This is a genomic window from Stenotrophomonas sp. TEPEL (assembly GCF_004348785.1).
GTDB lineage: Bacteria > Pseudomonadota > Gammaproteobacteria > Xanthomonadales > Xanthomonadaceae > Stenotrophomonas > Stenotrophomonas indicatrix.
This window is the reverse complement of record NZ_QQXJ01000001.1, coordinates 790,418-807,639: the sequence shown is the minus strand read 5'-3', so window position 1 is coordinate 807,639 and position 17,222 is coordinate 790,418. Positions and strand designations below refer to the sequence as shown.

Here is a 17,222-nt window from a genome sequence, read left to right as displayed (position 1 = left end):
TCCTTCATGGGAAGGCGCCTGCCCAAGCGCATTGGTCAGGCACGTGAATGACGTCCTCGGCCTGTGCCGGGGATCAGGTCATTATCGCACAGCAGCATTTACCGGGCGCTAGACAGAAGTCGTAGACGACAGGCAGCCGACACCCTGCCAGCGAGCGGCCGGGATCGGCAAAAGCGTTGTCACAAGGACGCAGTGTTCCGTCCATCCAAACGCCCGTTGGGTAGGCGCTGGACAAAAACAAACGGCCGCGCAGAGCGCGGCCGTCGGTTCGAACCGGGTACGACGTATCAGCGCGCGTAGCGCTTCTGGAACTTGTCGATACGGCCCGAGGTGTCGATGACCTTGTGCTTGCCCGTGTAGAACGGATGCGAAGCCGAGGAAATTTCAACCTTCACCAGCGGGTAGTCGTTGCCGTCTTCCCACTTGATGGTTTCCTTCGTGCTCATGGTCGAGCGGGTCAGGATCTTGAAATCGGAGGTGACGTCATGGAAGACGACGTCGCGGTAGTTCGGATGGATATCGGCCTTCATGGGCTCACACCGTAAATGGGCTGGTGGTCAAGAGCGGCATTATAAGCACTGGTTGCCACCCGGGGCAACCAGTGCGGGGGCTGACCTCAGACCGCACCCAGGGCCTGGCGTACCAGGGCTTCGAAACGCCCCTGGTCGTAGGCCATCAGCAGATCGCAGTTGTCCGGCTGGCCGGTCTGACGGTTCCAGTCGACGATGGTCGCGCCGCGGCTGAACGTTCCGTTCAGTTCCACATTCAGCGGCCGCGACTCGACCTGCAGCTGCCCTTCCGGGTTCAGCGCCCAGGCCATGGCCAGCGCGTCGGCGGTGTACCAGCGGCCGCCCTTGCTGTCTTCGGACAGGCCACGGGTCTTGCGCGAGATGAGCTCGTAGAAGCGCGCACGATCGGAATCGGCACCCAGCCACTGCTCGGCGTCGGCCAACGGCAGGCCGTGGGCAACGGTGGCTTCCCAGTCCGATACCAGCAGGTGCGGGAACGAAGTGAACACCACATGCGCGGCTTCCGGATCGAAGGCGATGTTGAATTCGGCGGCGGGGGTGATGTTGCCGTGGCAGGTGACTGCGCCGCCCATCACCACGATGCGCTTGATGCGCTGGGGCAGGGTCGGATCGAGCTTCAGCGCCAGCGCCAGGTTGGTCAGCGGGCCGAGCATCACCAGCATCAGTTCGCCGGCATGCTGGTGCGAAAGTCGCAGGATGGCCAGCGCGGCGTGCTCGGCGTCGGCCTGGCGGCTCGGCGGCGGCAGGTCCACATCGCCATAGCCATCGCGGCCATGCACGTGGGCGGCGTCGACGGACGGATGCAGCAGCGGATCGGGGCTGCCGGCGAACACCGGCACGTCGGTGCGGCCGACGATGTCGCAGAGCTTGAGGGCGTTGCGGACGGTGTACTGCAGGCCTACGTTGCCGGCGGCGATGGTCAGGGCGACCACGTCATGCCGTTCATCGGCGAAGGCCATCAGCAGGGCCAGTGCGTCGTCGACACCGGGGTCGGTATCGATCAACAGCGGGATCTTCTTGGTCATCGTTGCCGTCTTCAGATCGGCAACGAAGTGTGGACCGGGATGATGACCGTTGCAAGTACGGGGGTTCGGGTTCGGCAGGGCTGCGCCCTGCACCCACAGAATCGACGGCAACGGCAACGGCAACGGCAAAAGCTGGCATTCCGTGGGATGGCGGGGTGGGTCCGGTGGCGGGGGACGCTGCAAGTACGTCCATGTAAGCTCGGTCGCCGCATCCATGCGGCTCACGCCCCCGCGTCCGGTGGCGGGGGACGCTGCAAGTACGTCCATGTAAGCTCGGTCGCCGCATCCATGCGGCTCACGCCCCCGCAACCGGACCCACCCCGCCTTCGACAGATTTCCGCGATCTGTCGGAATGGCATGACCTGCTTTTGGTGGGTGCCGACCCTGCTGCTGTTGGTGGGTGTCGACCTTGGTCGACACGGTAGATCCACGCCATGCGTGGATGGACGTCGGCGGGATCGGGAAAGATGACGTAATCGGCGTGCCGGGCGGGGCCGCGCTGCAATTGCAGCGTTTTCGATCTTTCCAACTTTTCTCATTGAGGCCCACAGTCCTTCATGGAAAACATGGGAGGCCATCGACAACGGATGGCACGGGCTTGCAATCCCGTTTGACTGCCTTGTTGTTTACGCTTGCCTGCCGGCGTTGCGCGCGTGTTCCTGCGTGGCGTCCGGCAGGCAATCCGTCCGTGCGCTCTATGGCGGGCGGTGCGTGGGGGCTTCGCGCCCGCCGGCGTTCTTGAGGTAGTCACCGGTATTGCAACCACTCACCGTCCGCCACCTTCGCCTTCGCGTGGGTGGCCTCTTGCCTTGCGCACAAGGACTGCCGACATGACCGCATCCCGCTATCCCTTCCTGTTCGCCACGCTGGGCGATGCCGCCGCCAGCATCCCCGATGAGCTGGCGCAGGCGCTGGAAACCACCCTCGCCGCCCCCGCGACCGGACCTACGGACGACGGCTTCACCCTGTTGCGTTGCCTCAAGCGCATCCGCCAGGGCGAAGGTGCCGATGGTCAGCCGTGGCCGAGCCGCTGGCATACACCTGGCCAACGTGTGGCGCTGGCCCGCATCGACCGCGCCAATGCCGGGCTGATCCTGCTGCTGGAGATGCTGCACGCCAGTGAGCGCGTGCGCGTGGACGGCGAAGAAGTGCAGCAGATAGGCGATGACATCCGCGAAGGACTGCTGCTGGCCTGCCGTGGTTTGTCCGAATACATGGGTACGCAGTTGCCGGCCGTCTAGCAGATGCCAATAGATCCACACCATGCGTGGATAGGCTTTTGTGGAGTCGAGCCATGCTCGACTCACGCGCGCAGCGCGAACAGCAGCCGAGCATGGGCTCGGCTCTACCAGTCCGCGGCGGACGTCCTGATCCTTGCGGGGTCAGAGCCCTTTGCTCGGCAAAGGGATCCGACCCCAACCGGCCAGTCAGGCCGAGGCGTAGCGCACGGCCGTACCGATCCAGCGCTGCACCACGCGATCTGCAAGCGCCGGTTGCTGCGCCAGCAGGCGTTCGGCCAGCGCATGCACGCCCGGCAGCAGGCCGGCGTCGCGGGCCAGATCGGCAATGCGGAAACCGGCCAGGCCGGTCTGCCGGGTACCCAGCAGTTCGCCGGGCCCGCGCAGCTCCAGATCCTTCTCGGCAATGACGAAACCGTCGTTGGTTTCGCGCATGGTCTGCAGGCGTTCGCGCGCCATCTGCGAAAGCGGTGCCTGGTACAGCAGCACGCAGCGCGACACCGCCGACCCACGGCCGACGCGGCCGCGCAGCTGGTGCAGCTGGGCCAGGCCCAGGCGCTCGGCATTCTCGATCACCATCAGCGAGGCGTTGGGCACGTCCACGCCGACTTCGATCACGGTGGTGGCCACCAGCAGGTCGATGTCGCCAGCCTTGAACGCGACCATCGTCGCCAGCTTCTCGGCCGCTTTCAGCCGGCCATGCACCAGCCCCACGCGCACGCCCGGCAGCAGCGCCTGCAGCGATTCGTAGGTGGCCTGTGCCGGCGTGGCATCCAGTTCTTCGCTTTCTTCGATGAGCGTGCACACCCAGTACACCTGCCGCCCTTCGCGGCAGGCCAGGGCGATGCGTTCGATCAGCTCGGGGCGGCGATCGTTGTTCAGTGCCACGGTCTGCACCGGCGTGCGGCCCGGCGGCAGTTCGTCGATGGCCGATACATCCAGGTCGGCGTATTCGGACATCGCCAGCGTGCGCGGAATCGGCGTGGCGGTCATCACCAGCTGGTGCGGCACGTTGTTGCCGCCCTTGCCCTTGTCGCGCAGCGCCAAGCGCTGGTGCACGCCGAAGCGGTGCTGCTCATCGACGATGGCCAGCGCCAGATCGTGGAATACCACCGCCTCCTGCATCAGTGCGTGGGTACCCACCACCACCTGCGCTTCGCCGTTGGCAACCTGTTCCATCACCTTTGCGCGCGCCTTGCCGGTGACCTTGCCGGCCAGCCAGGCGATGCGCACGCCCAGCGGCTCCAGCCAGCCGCGCAGGTTGTTGAGATGCTGTTCGGCCAGCAGCTCGGTGGGGGCGGCCAGTGCGACCTGCTTGCCCTGCTCCACCGCCAGCATCGCTGCCAATGCCGCCACCACGGTCTTGCCCGAGCCGACATCGCCCTGCACCAGCCGCAGCATCGGGCTGGGGCGCGCAAGGTCTTCGCGGATCTGCTTGAACACGCGTGCCTGCGCGCCGGTCAAGGCGAACGGCAGTTGCTTCAACAACGCCTTGGCCAGCTTGCCGGGACCGGCCAGCGGCGGCGCGTGATGCGCCTGCAGCGCAATGCGCTGGCGACGCAGGCTGAGGTGGTGCGCCAGCAGTTCTTCCATTGCCAGCCGGCGCTGCGCTGGATGGGTACCGGCGGCAAGTGCGGCCAGGTCTGCATCCGGCGGTGGTTGATGCACGGTCAGCAGCGCACTACGCAGCGATGGCAGGCCGAGGCCTTCGACCCAGCCGCTCGGCAGCAGTTCCAGCGTGCTTTCTTCCGGCAGGCGATCAAGCGCCTGGCCGATCAGCTTGCGCATCGTCATCGGGCCGACGCCTTCGACGGTGGGATATACCGGGTCGAGGCGGTCGCCGAGATCGGGGTCATCGTTGCGGCCCAGTACCTGGTAACTGGGATGGACAATCTCCAACCCGAGGTGACCCGGTTTGGGCGTACCAAAGCAGCGCAGACGGTTGCCGACCGCGAACTGGCCGACCTGCTGCTGGCGGAAATGGAAGAAGCGCAGCACCAGGGTGCCCTGCCCTTCATCCTCCACCGCCACTTTCAGCATCGGCCGGTAGCGCATGCCGCGCTCGACGGCCACCACCCGCACTTCCACCTGCGCCGGAATGCCGTTGCGCAGGTCTTCGATGCGGGTCAGCCGGGTGCGGTCTTCATAGCGCAGCGGCAGGTGCAGCCAGAGATCCTGCAGGGTGGCCAGGCCACGCGCCTGCAGCTTGGCGGCCACGGCCGGCCCGACGCCGGCGAGCATCGCAAGCGATGCTTCACCGGACGGTGCCAGTGCCGGGGTGACCGCCGCCTTGCGTGCCACGTGGCGGTCAGTCGATGACCATCACCGCGTCGACCTCGAAGTTGGCGCCCTTCGGCAGGCCGGAGACTTCGATGGTGGAACGGGCCGGGAACGGGGCCTGGAAATAGTCCTGCATCACCGCGTTGACCTTGGCGAATTCGGCCAGGTCGGTCAGGTACAGGCCCAGGCGCACGACCTTGTCCAGCGAACCGCCGGCGGCTTCGGCCACGGCCTTGAGGTTGTCGAAGGCGCGACGGGCCTGCGCTTCGACGTCGCCGGCGCCGACGATGTCGCCGGTGGCCGGGTCGAGCGGAATCTGGCCGGAGAAATACACGGTGTTGCCGGCGCGCACGGCCTGCGAGTACGGGCCGATGGCGGCCGGGGCCTTTTCGGTGTTGATGATCTGGCGGGACATGGATCGCTCCGGTGCGTTGGGGGAAAACAGAGCGGTGATTGTACCGGGTGGGGCGAGCGTCAGCTGGGGCCAGATCCGTTTCCCGGCGGGAAACGGATCCGACCCCGTGCGTTGTGTGCGCGGAACGTCATCCACGCATGGCGTGGATCTACTGGCGGCGAACGGCCTGCACGACCGACAGGCGGCGCAGGCGACGCATCACTTCGGCCAGATGGTTGCGGTCGCGCACCTGGATGTTGAACGCCAGCACTGCAGCGTTGAAGTCGCGGTCCAGGTAATCCACGCGCTCGATGTTGGAATGGCTCTGCGCGATCGCCGCGGCCAGCTGTGCGAGCACGCCGGTGCCGTTCTCCACTTCCACCACCAGCGAAGTGTCGTAGTCGCCGGATACGGTGGTATCCCAACCGATCAGCACCCAACGCTCGGGCGACTTGCGCAGTTCGGCCAGGTTCGGGCAATCCATGCGGTGCACCACGATGCCCTTGCCGGCGGTGTGGTAGCCCATGATGTCGTCGCCGGGAATGGGCTGGCAGCAGCCGGCGAAGGTGACCACGCCACGCTCGCTGCCGTTGATCAGGATCTTCTCCTGCGAGCTGTGGCGCGAATGCGCGCCGCCGCGCAGTTCGGCGTAGGCCATCAGTGCCTGCGCGGCCTGGGTCGGCATCCAGTTGCCCAGCGCGACTTCCGCCAGCAGGGCCTCCAGGCGCGGGAACCGGTGTTCGGCCAGGAAGGCATCCAGGCGGCCCTTGGGCAGGCGCTCGAGCGAGCTGTCCATCGCTTCCAGCGCGCGGTCGAGCATGCGGTGCCCCAGCTGCACGGCGTCTTCGTGCTCCAGCTGCTTGAGCTGGTGGCGGATGGCGGTGCGCGCCTTGCTGGTCACCACGAATTCGAGCCACTGCGGCTTGGGCGTGGCCGAGCGCGCGGTGATGATCTCCACCGACTGCCCGGACACCAGCTTGGTGCGCAGTGGCACCAGTTTCTTGTCCACGCGCGAGGCCACGGCCATGTTGCCGACGTCGGTATGCACGGCGTAGGCGAAGTCGAGCGCGGTGGAATTGCGCGGCAGGGCCAGGATCTTGCCCTTCGGGGTAAACAGGTAGACCTCGTCCGGGAACAGGTCGACCTTGACGTTGTCGAGGAACTCCAGCGACGAACCGGCGGCCCGCTGCGAATCGATCAGTTCGACGATCCAGGCGTGGGCGCGGCTCTGCGCGCTGTTGGGCGAATCACCGCCGAACTTGTAGGTCCAGTGCGCAGCCACGCCGCGCTCGGCGATCAGGTCCATTTCCTCGGTGCGGATCTGCACCTCGATCGGCGAACCATACGGGCCGAACAGCACCGTGTGCAGCGACTGGTAGCCGTTGGCCTTGGGAATGGCGATGAAATCGCGGAAGCGCCCATCCAGCGGCTTGAACGCGGCATGCACCGCGCCCAGCGAGTGGTAGCACTGCGGCACGCCGCGCACCACCAGGCGGAAGCCGAACACGTCCATCACCTGGTCGAAGGATTTGTTCTCGTCGCGCATCTTGTTGTAGATGCTCCACGGGGTCTTGATGCGGCTGACCAGGCGGTGCTCGATGCCCTCCTTGGCCAAGCGCTGCGACAGCTGCACTTCCACCTGCGCCAGCGCCTCGCGGCGCACGACCGGCTGGCTGCGGATGTGCTTTTCCAGGATCGCGTGGCGCCACGGGTACAGCGCCTTGAAGCCAAGGTTCTGCAGTTCGCTCTTGACCAGGCTCATGCCCAGCCGCTGCGCGATCGGGGCGTAGATCTCCAACGTCTCGCGGGCGATGCGGCCACGCGCTTCGCGGCTCTGCGCGCCCAGCGTGCGCATGTTGTGCAGGCGGTCGGCCAGCTTGATCATGATCACGCGCAGGTCGCGCGACATCGCCAGCAGCATCTTGCGGAAGCTCTCGGCGGCCGCTTCCTGGCGGTCGCGGAACTTCAGCTTGTCCAGCTTGGTGACGCCGTCCACCAGTTCGGCCACGGCTTCGCCGAACTCGGCCGACAGGGCCTCGCGGGTCAGCGGGGTGTCTTCGATGGTGTCGTGCAGGATCGCGGCGATCAGCGCTTCCACGTCCAGGCCGAGCTCGGCCAGCACCTGGGCCACGGCCACCGGATGGGTGATGTAGGGCTCGCCCGACTTGCGCGTCTGCCCAGCGTGCGCGGAGGCACCGACTTCCCACGCACGGCGCAGCAGCGGCAGCTGCTCGGGCGGCAGGTAGTGGGCGGCGCGTTCGAGCTGGAGGACGTAATCGGGTACGGCGGCAGCGGGGACTGCGGCGACCTTGGCAGTGGGGCCTGGGTTCATGGCCAAAGCCTATGCCAGCGCGACGTTTACGGCAAACCCTGAATGCGAAACAGCCCGCACGGGGCGGGCTGTTCGGCGTATCCAGCAATGACGTTGATCGATGCGATCAATCGTCGTTCTTGGACATGTCTTCGTCGGCGACCACTTCGGCGGCGGCCCACTCCAGCGCTTCGCGCTCGGCGCGCTCACGCTCGGCCTTCTCGACTTCGTCGATCAGCGCGTTGTCGATCTTGCGGGCAGCGATTTCGCGCAGCGCCAGCACGGTCGGCTTGTCCTCGCTCTCGCTGTTGTCCAGCGTGGCCTGCACGCCATTGGCGAGCTGACGGGCGCGCTTGGAGGCCATCATCACCAGCTCGAAACGGTTGTTAACGACTTCCAGGCAATCTTCTACGGTAATGCGGGCCATACGGGCTCCCGGCGACCGGTCGGCCGCTCAGTCGAATGAGGGAAAGGGGACGGAGTGTACTGGCAGGGGCTGGACAAAATCAAGCCAGCCCCCACCGGACCCTTTAGGAATCAATCAGTTGAACCCGCATCCGGGGTCAACAGGGCCTGGATCAGGCCGGCATGGCGGACCTTCTGGGCGTCCCGGCGCAGGCGGCTGGCGGTGAAGATCGCGCACAGTTCGTCCACGGCGGTATCGAACACTTCGTTGACGATGACGTAGTCGAATTCGTTGAAGTGCAGCATTTCATCGCGGGCCGCGCCCAGGCGCTGGGCGATGACCGCCTCGCTGTCCTGGCCGCGCTTGCGCATGCGGTCCTGCAGGGCCTGCTTGGATGGCGGCAGGATGAACACCGTCACCGTGCCCGGCACCAGCTGGCGCACCTGCTGCGCACCCTGCCAGTCGATTTCCAGCAGCACGTCCTGGCCGGCCGCCAGCTGCGGCTCCACCGACTGGCGGGCGGTGCCCTTCCAGTCACCATGCACCCAGGCGTGTTCGAAGAAATCGCCGGCGGCGATCATTTCCTCGAACTTCTCGGCGCTGACGAAGTGGTAGTGCTGGCCGTTCACTTCACCCGGGCGCATGGCACGCGAGGTGAACGAGATCGACAGGGCGATCTGAGGGTCGCGCGCCAGGGTGGCGTTGACGATGCTGCTCTTGCCGGCGCCGGAGGGGGCGGCAACGATGTACAGCGTGCCGCGTGCGATCGCGGCCGGGGGCGTGGAAATGCTCATTCGATGTTCTGCACCTGCTCGCGGATCTGGTCGATCAGCACCTTCAGCTCGACGGCGGCGTTGGACGTGCGGCTGTCCACCGACTTGGAGCCCAGCGTGTTGGCCTCGCGGTTGAACTCCTGCAGCAGGAAGTCCAGGCGGCGGCCGACCGGTTCACGCTGCTTGAGCACGCGGCGGATCTCGACGATATGGCTGGACAGGCGATCCAGCTCCTCGTCCACGTCCAGCTTCTGCAGCCACATCACCAGTTCCTGCTCGGCGCGGCCCGGATCAACCGGGTGTGGCAGGTCCGCCAGGCGGGCAGCGAGCTTGGTGCGCTGGCCGTCGCGAATGGCCGGAATCAGCGTGCGCACCTCGGCGGCGATGCGCTCGATGGCATCCACGCGCTCGGCGATGGCGGTGGCCAGCGTATTGCCTTCACGCTCGCGGGCGGCGATGAAGCCCTCCAGCACCTGGTCCAGCAGCGCCAGTGCTTCAATCTGCAGGGCTGCCGCATCGGTGGCCTCACCCTGGGTGACGCCCGGCAGCTGCAGCAGGTCGGTGAAGCTGACCTGCAGGTTGGGGAAATCGGAGGTCAGCCGGTGCGCCAGCTGGCCCAGCTGGCCCAGCAGCACCTCGTTGACCTGCAGGCTGGCGGCCGAGTCCGGCGCGCGCAGGCGCATCACCAGATCCAGCTTGCCACGGCTCAGGCGCGCGGAAATGCGTTCGCGCAGCTGCGGTTCCAATGCGCGCAGTTCCTCGGGCAGGCGCGTGCCCACTTCCAGGAAGCGGTGGTTGACCGAGCGCAGCTCGCAGCCCAGCGTTCCCCACGGGGTGGAGCGCTCGCCGCCGGCATAGGCCGTCATGCTTCGAATCATGGATGTATCCGGTGCTTGCAAAGGGGGAATGGTACCCTAGCGGTCTCTTTTGAGCCCCTTTCCCCGCCCCGTGAAGGCCGCGGGGATGGTGGCGTACTCCCTTTCCCTACGGAACCTGCCCCATGTCCGATTTCCGCCCCAGTGGCCGTCAGCCCGATCAGCTGCGCCCGGTCGTCATCCAGCGCGGTTTCACCCGCCACGCCGAAGGTTCGGTGCTGGTCTGCTTCGGTGAAACCCGCGTGCTGTGCACGGCCAGCATCGAGAACCGGGTGCCGGGCTTCCTGCGTGGCAAGGGCGAAGGCTGGGTGACCGCCGAGTACGGCATGCTGCCGCGCGCGACCCACACCCGCAGCGACCGCGAAGCCGCACGCGGCAAGCAGGGCGGCCGCACGCTGGAGATCCAGCGCCTGATCGGCCGCAGCCTGCGCGCCTGCGTGGACCGCAACGCACTGGGCGAACGCACCATCACCCTGGACTGCGACGTGCTGCAGGCCGACGGCGGCACCCGCACTGCGGCCATCACCGGCGCCTACGTGGCCCTGGTCGATGCGGTGAACGTGCTGATGAAGCGCGGCGACATCAAGCGCAATCCGATCCTCGGCGCGGTGGCGGCGGTATCGGTCGGCGTCTACCGCGGCGCCCCGGTGCTGGACCTGGACTACGCCGAAGACAGCGACTGCGACACCGACATGAACGTGGTGATGAACGACGGCGGCGGTTTCATCGAACTGCAGGGCACCGCCGAAGGCCATGCCTTCCGCCGTGACGAGCTCGATGCCCTGCTGGGCCTGGCCGAGAAGGGCGTGACCGAGCTGCTGGCCGCGCAGCAGGCAGCGCTGTCGGCATGAACCGGCGCATTGCCCTGACCACCCTGGTGGTGGCCGACTATGACGAGGCCATCGCCTGGTACACCGGCAAGCTCGGTTTCCATCTGCTGGACGACATCGACCAGGGCAGCAAGCGCTGGGTGGTGGTCGGCCCGACCGATGGCAGCGCCGCCGCCCTGCTGCTGGCCCGCGCCAGCGACGACGAGCAGCGCAGCCGCATCGGCAACCAGACCGGTGGCCGCGTCGGCTTCTTCCTCAATACCGATGACTTCCGCCGCGACCACGCGGCGATGCTGGCTGCCGGTGTGCAGTTCCTGGAAGAGCCGCGCGAAGAACCCTACGCCACGGTTGCGGTGTTCCGCGACCTGTACGGCAACACCTGGGACCTGTTGGAGCCCCGCTGATGAAGAAGCTTGTCCTGGCCAGCCACAACGCTGGCAAGCTGGTGGAAATGCAGGAAATCCTAGCCGACCTGCCGCTGCAGATCACCTCGGCCGCCGAACTGGGCCTGGGCGATGTGGAAGAGACCGGCCTGACCTTCGTCGAGAACGCACTGCTGAAGGCGCGCGCGGCCTGCGAAGCGACCGGCCTGCCGGCGCTGGCCGATGATTCGGGCCTGATCGTCGATGCCCTCGGCGGTGCACCGGGCCTGTACAGCGCGCGCTATGCCGGTCACCCGACCAATGCGGCGGCCAACAATGCCAAGCTGCTGGACGCGATGGCCGACATCGCCGATGGCCAGCGCAGCGCCCGCTTCTACGCCGTGATCGTGCTGCTGCGCCATGCCACCGACCCGCAGCCGCTGATCTGCGAAGGTCGCTGGGAAGGTCAGATCATCCGCGAACTTCGCGGTACCAATGGATTCGGCTACAACCCGGTGTTCCTGGACACCACCCACGGCCTGACTGCTGCGGAAATGGAACCGGCGTTGAAAAACGCCATCAGCCATCGTGCCATCGCCCTGCAGCAGCTCAAGCAGCAGCTCGCGTCCTGGCTCTGATACCCCACCGGATCGACACAGGGAAGCCGGCCAGCGGCCAGCGCTACCGATGACCACCATGCCGCACGATCACGCCCACGACCACTGCAACCACCCGCCCGGCGAAGCCTGCGACCACGACGCACCACCGCGTCTGGTGCCACCGCCGCTGGCGCTGTACGTGCATCTGCCGTGGTGCGTGCGCAAGTGCCCGTACTGCGACTTCAACTCGCACCAGGCCAAGGGCGAACTGCCTTTCGATGCCTACATCGATGCGCTGGTGCGCGACCTCGACCAGGACCTGCCGCTGGTCTGGGGCCGGGTGGTCAGCAGCGTGTTCTTCGGGGGGGGCACGCCCAGCCTGTTCCCGCCCGAGGCGATCGACCGCTTCCTGCAGCAGGCCAGTGCCCGCCTGCGCTTTGCACCGAATGCCGAGATCACTCTGGAAACCAACCCGGGCACCGCCGAGCACGGTCGCTTTGATCGTTACCGCGCGGCCGGGGTCAACCGCCTCAGCTTCGGCATCCAGAGTTTTGATGATGCCGCGCTGAAACGACTGGGCCGCATCCACGACAGTGGCGAGGCCGAGCGCGCAGTGAAAATGGCGCAGGACGCGGGCTATGACAACTTCAACATCGACCTGATGTACGCCCTGCCGGAGCAGACCCTGGCTGGTGCCGAGGCCGACCTGGAACGCGCGTTCGCGTTGCAGCCGGCCCACATCTCGCACTACCAGCTGACCCTGGAACCGAACACCGTGTTCTTCGCGCGGCCGCCGCAGGGCATCCCCGATGAAGACAATGCCTGGGACATGCAGGAACACTGCCAGGCGCTGCTGGCGCAGGCCGGTTTCGGCCAGTACGAGGTGAGTGCCTATGCCCGCCCCGGCCGGCAGAGCGCGCACAACCTGAATTACTGGCGTTTCGGTGACTACCTCGGCATTGGCGCCGGCGCACACGGCAAGATCAGTTCCGGCGCCGAGGAGCACGTGCTGCGGCGCTGGAAGCACAAGCACCCGCAGACGTTCATGGATACCGCAGGCACGGCCGCATCGTTCGGCGGCGACGAAGTGATCGCCGCCGATCGCCTGCCGTTCGAGTACATGCTCAACCTGCTGCGCCTGCACGAAGGTTTCAGCCTGCGCGACTTCGAATCGCGGACCGGCCTGGCCCGCAGCGTGCTGGACGTTCCATTGGCCGAAGCGGTGCAGCGCGGATGGCTGGTGGTGGCAGACGGGCACGTGCAGCCAACCGAGCTCGGCCGGCGCTTCACCAACGATGTGGTCAGCCTGTTCCTGGAAGATTGATCTGCTGCGGCGCCGCCATCGCAGGCGGCCCTGAATGGATCCATCGCCAAAGTAGCGTCTTCACCAGCCGACACGGTAGATTCCAAGATCGATCCGCGGGAATCCGGAACCCCTCGCCGATGTCTGCTGTCTTTTCCCTTTCCAGTGCCGACACTGCCCGCCTGGCCGCAGCCGACCTGCCGCCGCGCGTGCGCGAGTTGCTGGGCGCGCTGATCGGCCTGTGCCACCAAGCCCTGACGGCACCGCTGATCCTGACCGTGGAAGCGCTGGAGCAGACCCTGCTGCATGACGCCGACCATGCCCGCAACCCGCAACAGCAGGCCGACCTGCTGGCACAGCGCGGCCAGCTGCATGCGTTCGCCGGCCACTTCAGCGACCGCATGCTCGATGCACTGGCCGATGCGCTTGCGCGGCTGCGTGAACCGATCGCCCCGGTAGTGGCCGCCGCCACCCCACCGCCCTTGCCCGGCATGCTGGGGTTGAGCCTGGTCGCCGAGCATGAAGTCGACCGCGATCTGCTGCTGACCGAAATGGTGCGCCGGGAAACCCTGCGATCGGCCAACGCCCTGAACCTGCTCGGCCAGCGCCTGGGCGTTGTCGCCGGCGCACCGGCCTTCGAAGCCGATACCCTGCCGCTGGCCCCGCAGGCCCTGTGCGCGATGGTGCGCAGGCTGGCCGAACAGGATGCCCTCAGCGCCGACGTGCAGATGGCGCTGTACCGCAGCTTCGAGCGGCAGGTGCTGGAGCGGCTGGGCGATGTGCTCGACCGCGCCAATGCGCTGCTGGCACAGCACGGCATCCTGCCGGGCCTGGTCTACACCCCATACCTGGCACGTTCTTCGAGCACCCGCCGGATCATCACCCAGTCGGTCGGCAGTGGACGCAGCGGGCGCCCGTCTCCGCGTGTGCCCACGCCGATGACCGGCTGGGGTGGCTCGGCACCGCCCGGCTCATGGTCGACGTTGATGCAGGACGCCTTCGCCGACGCGGCTGCGCCCGGTGCGTCGGCCGGCATGACGGTACCGGCCAGCAGCGTGCTGCACGAGATGCTGCAACAGGCGCGGCAGACCCCGCAGCCAGCGGCGGATCCGGCGGCCCTGCCCAGTGCAGCGGTCGATGCCGTGCTGGCGCGCCTGCAGGGCCAGGCCAGCGCCGCCAGCGCCATGACCGATCTGCAGGCCGCCGTGGTGGCCCAGCTGCGCAGCGAGCATGGCGCGCAGGCAAGCCTTGGCAGCCACGACCGCGACAATCTCGATCTGCTGCGCCTGCTGCTGCAGCAGGTGCAGCAGCAGCAACGACCGGACCCGGTGCCGGCCGCGCTGCTCGCGCGCCTGCAGGTACCGCTGGCGCGCGCAGCGATGGCCGACCCGGGGTTCTTCGTGCGCGACGAACATCCGGCGCGCGAACTGCTCAACCATGTCGCTGAAGCCGGCGCCAGCTGGCTCGGCGATGACGATGTCGATCCGCAGCTGCTGCAACGGCTGGCGCAGAGCGTGCAGGGCCTGCTCGGCCAGGATGCACGCACGCCCGAGGCCTTTGCCGCCGCCAACGAAGAGATACAGCAGCACCAGCGTGCGGCCGCGCACCGTGCCGAACTGGCCGAGCGCCGTCACGTGGAAGCCGCACGCGGCAAGGAGCGGCTGGAACTTGCGCGACGCCAGGCCAATGCGCAGATCGACCAGTGCTGCGATACCCAGCAGCCGCCGCGCTTCGTGCAGACACTGCTGCGCCAGGCATGGGCAGATGCATTGACGCTGACCCGCCTGCGCCACGGCGATGATTCGCCGCAATGGCAGGAACGCCTGCAGCAGACCGAACGCATCGCGGCGATCACTGCCGAGGCCGCCAGCGAAACCAGCGCGACCGACGCTGCGCTGGCTGCCGAGGTTGAATCGGCCCTGCTGCAGGTCGGCTACCACGCCGAGGAGGCCGCTGCCGTCGCGCGCCGCCTGTCCACACCGGGTGGCGAAGACGAAAGCACCTCGCGCACCGAGCTCAGCGCACGCCTGAAGGCCCGTGCACGACTGGGCGAACACACCGGCGCACAGGCCCTGGCAAGCGATGCGGCACCACGCAGCGAGGCCGAGGAAGCCAGTTACCAGCAGCTGTGCGCGCTGCCCTTCGGCAGCTGGTTCGATATCGACGATGGCGAAGGCGCGCTGCGCCGCCAGCGCCTGTCCTGGTACAGCCTGCTGACCGGCCATGTGCTGTTGGTCAACGCGCGTGGGCAGAAGATCGGCGAAACCACCCTGGATGCACTCGCCCGGCAGATGGCCGCCGGACGCGCGCAGCTGGTCACCGAAGACAAGGGCCGTCTGGTCGACCGCGCCTGGCAGGCCAGCCTGAGCGCACTGCGCACGCTGGCCGGACGTCGCCCGCAGGAGCCCAACGCATGAGTACGCAACCGCCCGTTGATACCCGCCGCGCGCCGCGCCGGCAGGTGTCCGATCTGGTACCGGTGACCGACCAGATGCGCGACAGCGTGGTCGGCCGGCTTGGCAACGTGTCCGAGACCGGCATGCTGATGCTGGCCAGCGCCGCGCTGCGCGACGATGCGCTGTATCAGCTGCGCTTCCCGCTGCCATTGGCCGATGGCCGCAGCGAGTGGATCGACGTCGGCGTACATCTGCTGTGGAGCGAACCGGCGCATGCCCCCGGCCAGAGCTGGGCAGGCTTCCGCTTCCTGACCCTGTCACGCGAGCATCGGCAGCTGCTGCGCCGGTGGATCGGCGAAGACAGCGACGAGGCACCGGTTTCGACGGGCTGAGTGCCGGTTCCGGCACAGCGGATTGCGTCGGTATCCGGCAGAATCTAGGGCCGTTTTCCGTGTCGAGCCACCGCAATGACCCAGCAAGACCCCGGCGCCCTGTATCCCGACCACCTGGCCGTGCTGTGCCGACGCGCCGAGCAGGCGCTGGCACGCGGCGGCTTCGACCACCTGGTGGTGCCCAGCGGCACCCTGCACTACCAGGTCTTCGACGATCGTGACTATCCGTACGCGGTCAACCCGCAGTTCAAGGCCTGGCTGCCGCTGACTCGTGTACCCAACAGCTGGATCGTGTTCACCCCGGGCAAGCGTCCGGCGGTGATCTTCCACCAGCCGTTCGACTACTGGCATGTGGTGCCGGATGCACCGAGCGGCTGGTGGGTCGAGCACTTCGACATCCACATCATCCGCACGCCGGACGAGGCGCTGGCACTGCTGCCGCCCGACCCGGCGCGCTGCGCGATCCTGGGTGAGCCGCAGAGTGCGCTGGGCGCGTATGTGCCCAACAATCCGGCGCCGGTGGTGAACTACCTGGAATGGCACCGCGGCAGCAAGACGCCGTACGAAATCGCCCTGATGCGCCAGGCGCAGGTGCTGGGCGTGCGCGGCCATCGCGCGGCCGAAGCGGCGTTCCGCAACGGCGCCGACGAGTTCAGCATCCACATGGCGTACTGCCAGGCCGTGGGCCAGGACGCCACCGAACTGCCGTACGGCAACATCGTGGCCTTGAACGAGCATGCGGCGGTGCTGCATTACACCGAACTGGGCCGCAAGGCGCCGCAACCGCTGCGCAGCTTCCTGATCGATGCCGGCGCCAGCGCGCACGGCTATGCCAGCGACATCACCCGCACCTACGCCGCCGCCGGCCATGACGAGTTCGCGGCGATGATCGACGCGGTCGATGCCGCGCAGCAGACGATGTGCGCGGCCGTGCGCCCGGGCTTCGACTACAAGCAGCTGCACGTGGATGCGCACCTGTCGCTGATGGGCGTGCTGAAGGACTTCGGCGTGATCAAGGTGTCGCCGCAGACCGCGCTGGAAACCGGCGTCAGCGCCGCGTTCTTCCCGCACGGCATCGGCCACCTGATCGGCCTGCAGGTGCATGACGTGGCCGGTTTCGCGGCCAGCGATGAAGGCGGCCGCATCGAGCGTCCTGCCGGCCATCCGTACCTGCGCCTGACCCGCGTGCTGGAGCCGGGCATGGTGGTGACGATCGAGCCGGGCCTGTACTTCATCGACATGCTGTTGAACGAAGTGAAGGCCGCCGGTCATGGCGATGCGATCAGCTGGGAGCGTGTGGACTTCTTCCGTCCGTACGGCGGCATCCGCATTGAAGACGAAGTGCTGTGCACTGATGGCGAGGCGGACAACCTGACGCGGCCGGTGTTTGCGGCGGCCAACGGCTGAGCCCCTCGTGGTCTGACGCTTAGAGCAAAAGCCGCGCTTGGCGGAGCGGGTGGGCCATGCAGGGGACGCTGCAAGTACGTCCNTGTAAGCTCGATGGCGCC

At 67.3% G+C, this 17,222-nt stretch carries 16 protein-coding genes; 8 read left to right on the top strand and 8 right to left on the bottom strand.

All coding sequences use genetic code 11. The features are described 5' to 3' along the window. Positions 1-287 precede the first annotated feature (287 nt). Together TEP_RS03675 and TEP_RS03670 are read right to left on the bottom strand one after the other, a co-directional pair. Positions 288-530, bottom strand: a complete 243-nt coding sequence (locus TEP_RS03675; protein WP_006389217.1) for a type B 50S ribosomal protein L31 — start codon at positions 528-530, stop codon at positions 288-290. Positions 531-616: 86 nt separating this feature from the next. Next, entirely contained in the window at positions 617-1,555 is a 939-nt protein-coding gene (locus TEP_RS03670; RefSeq protein WP_132824305.1) for a nucleoside hydrolase, read from the bottom strand. An 830-nt stretch (positions 1,556-2,385) separates the two neighbouring features. On the opposite strand from TEP_RS03670, the gene TEP_RS03665 reads away from it, so the two are divergent. After that, complete coding sequence (locus tag TEP_RS03665; RefSeq protein WP_132824304.1) at positions 2,386-2,796, top strand: hypothetical protein; 411 nt, start codon at positions 2,386-2,388, stop codon at positions 2,794-2,796. A 186-nt stretch (positions 2,797-2,982) separates the two neighbouring features. Here TEP_RS03665 and recG read toward each other — a convergent pair whose 3' ends face one another. From recG to TEP_RS03635, 6 genes are all read right to left on the bottom strand, one after another. Further along, positions 2,983-5,094 (bottom strand): ATP-dependent DNA helicase RecG, encoded by a 2,112-nt coding sequence (recG, locus tag TEP_RS03660; RefSeq protein ID WP_132824303.1) that lies wholly within the window; start codon positions 5,092-5,094, stop codon positions 2,983-2,985. Positions 5,095-5,101: 7 nt separating this feature from the next. After that, complete coding sequence (locus tag TEP_RS03655; RefSeq protein WP_046987316.1) at positions 5,102-5,488, bottom strand: RidA family protein; 387 nt, start codon at positions 5,486-5,488, stop codon at positions 5,102-5,104. 148 nt (positions 5,489-5,636) lie between these two features. Then, positions 5,637-7,799 (bottom strand): bifunctional (p)ppGpp synthetase/guanosine-3',5'-bis(diphosphate) 3'-pyrophosphohydrolase, encoded by a 2,163-nt coding sequence (locus TEP_RS03650; protein ID WP_025874213.1) that lies wholly within the window; start codon positions 7,797-7,799, stop codon positions 5,637-5,639. 106 nt (positions 7,800-7,905) lie between these two features. Further along, positions 7,906-8,205, bottom strand: a complete 300-nt coding sequence (rpoZ, locus tag TEP_RS03645; RefSeq protein ID WP_049469622.1) for a DNA-directed RNA polymerase subunit omega — start codon at positions 8,203-8,205, stop codon at positions 7,906-7,908. A gap of 110 nt (positions 8,206-8,315) precedes the next feature. Next, positions 8,316-8,978, bottom strand: a complete 663-nt coding sequence (gmk, locus tag TEP_RS03640; protein WP_032976987.1) for a guanylate kinase — start codon at positions 8,976-8,978, stop codon at positions 8,316-8,318. Then, a complete protein-coding gene (locus tag TEP_RS03635; RefSeq protein WP_032976986.1) occupies positions 8,975-9,835 on the bottom strand; it encodes a YicC/YloC family endoribonuclease in 861 nt (286 codons plus the stop codon). The genes gmk and TEP_RS03635 overlap by 4 nt, the downstream gene beginning before the upstream one ends. A gap of 122 nt (positions 9,836-9,957) precedes the next feature. Between TEP_RS03635 and rph the strand changes: the two genes are divergently transcribed. The 7 genes from rph (at position 9,958) to pepQ (ending at position 17,121) form a co-directional block, all read left to right on the top strand. Continuing rightward, complete coding sequence (gene rph, locus TEP_RS03630) at positions 9,958-10,683, top strand: ribonuclease PH (RefSeq protein ID WP_132824302.1); 726 nt, start codon at positions 9,958-9,960, stop codon at positions 10,681-10,683. Beyond that, positions 10,680-11,066: a VOC family protein gene (locus TEP_RS03625; protein WP_132824301.1), complete on the top strand. Its 387-nt coding sequence runs from the start codon at positions 10,680-10,682 to the stop codon at positions 11,064-11,066. The genes rph and TEP_RS03625 overlap by 4 nt, the downstream gene beginning before the upstream one ends. Continuing rightward, complete coding sequence (gene rdgB / locus TEP_RS03620) at positions 11,066-11,662, top strand: RdgB/HAM1 family non-canonical purine NTP pyrophosphatase (protein WP_132824300.1); 597 nt, start codon at positions 11,066-11,068, stop codon at positions 11,660-11,662. The genes TEP_RS03625 and rdgB overlap by 1 nt, the downstream gene beginning before the upstream one ends. A gap of 58 nt (positions 11,663-11,720) precedes the next feature. Beyond that, positions 11,721-12,947 carry a radical SAM family heme chaperone HemW gene (gene hemW / locus TEP_RS03615; RefSeq protein ID WP_165933886.1) on the top strand — a complete coding sequence of 409 codons (1,227 nt, stop codon included), beginning with the start codon at positions 11,721-11,723 and terminating at the stop codon, positions 12,945-12,947. Between the two features lie 119 nt (positions 12,948-13,066). After that, positions 13,067-15,343: a DUF1631 family protein gene (locus tag TEP_RS03610; RefSeq protein WP_132824299.1), complete on the top strand. Its 2,277-nt coding sequence runs from the start codon at positions 13,067-13,069 to the stop codon at positions 15,341-15,343. Beyond that, positions 15,340-15,714 (top strand): PilZ domain-containing protein, encoded by a 375-nt coding sequence (locus TEP_RS03605; RefSeq protein WP_025874204.1) that lies wholly within the window; start codon positions 15,340-15,342, stop codon positions 15,712-15,714. The genes TEP_RS03610 and TEP_RS03605 overlap by 4 nt, the downstream gene beginning before the upstream one ends. A 75-nt stretch (positions 15,715-15,789) precedes the next feature. After that, positions 15,790-17,121: a Xaa-Pro dipeptidase gene (gene pepQ, locus TEP_RS03600; protein ID WP_132824298.1), complete on the top strand. Its 1,332-nt coding sequence runs from the start codon at positions 15,790-15,792 to the stop codon at positions 17,119-17,121. Positions 17,122-17,222: the final 101 nt, after the last annotated feature.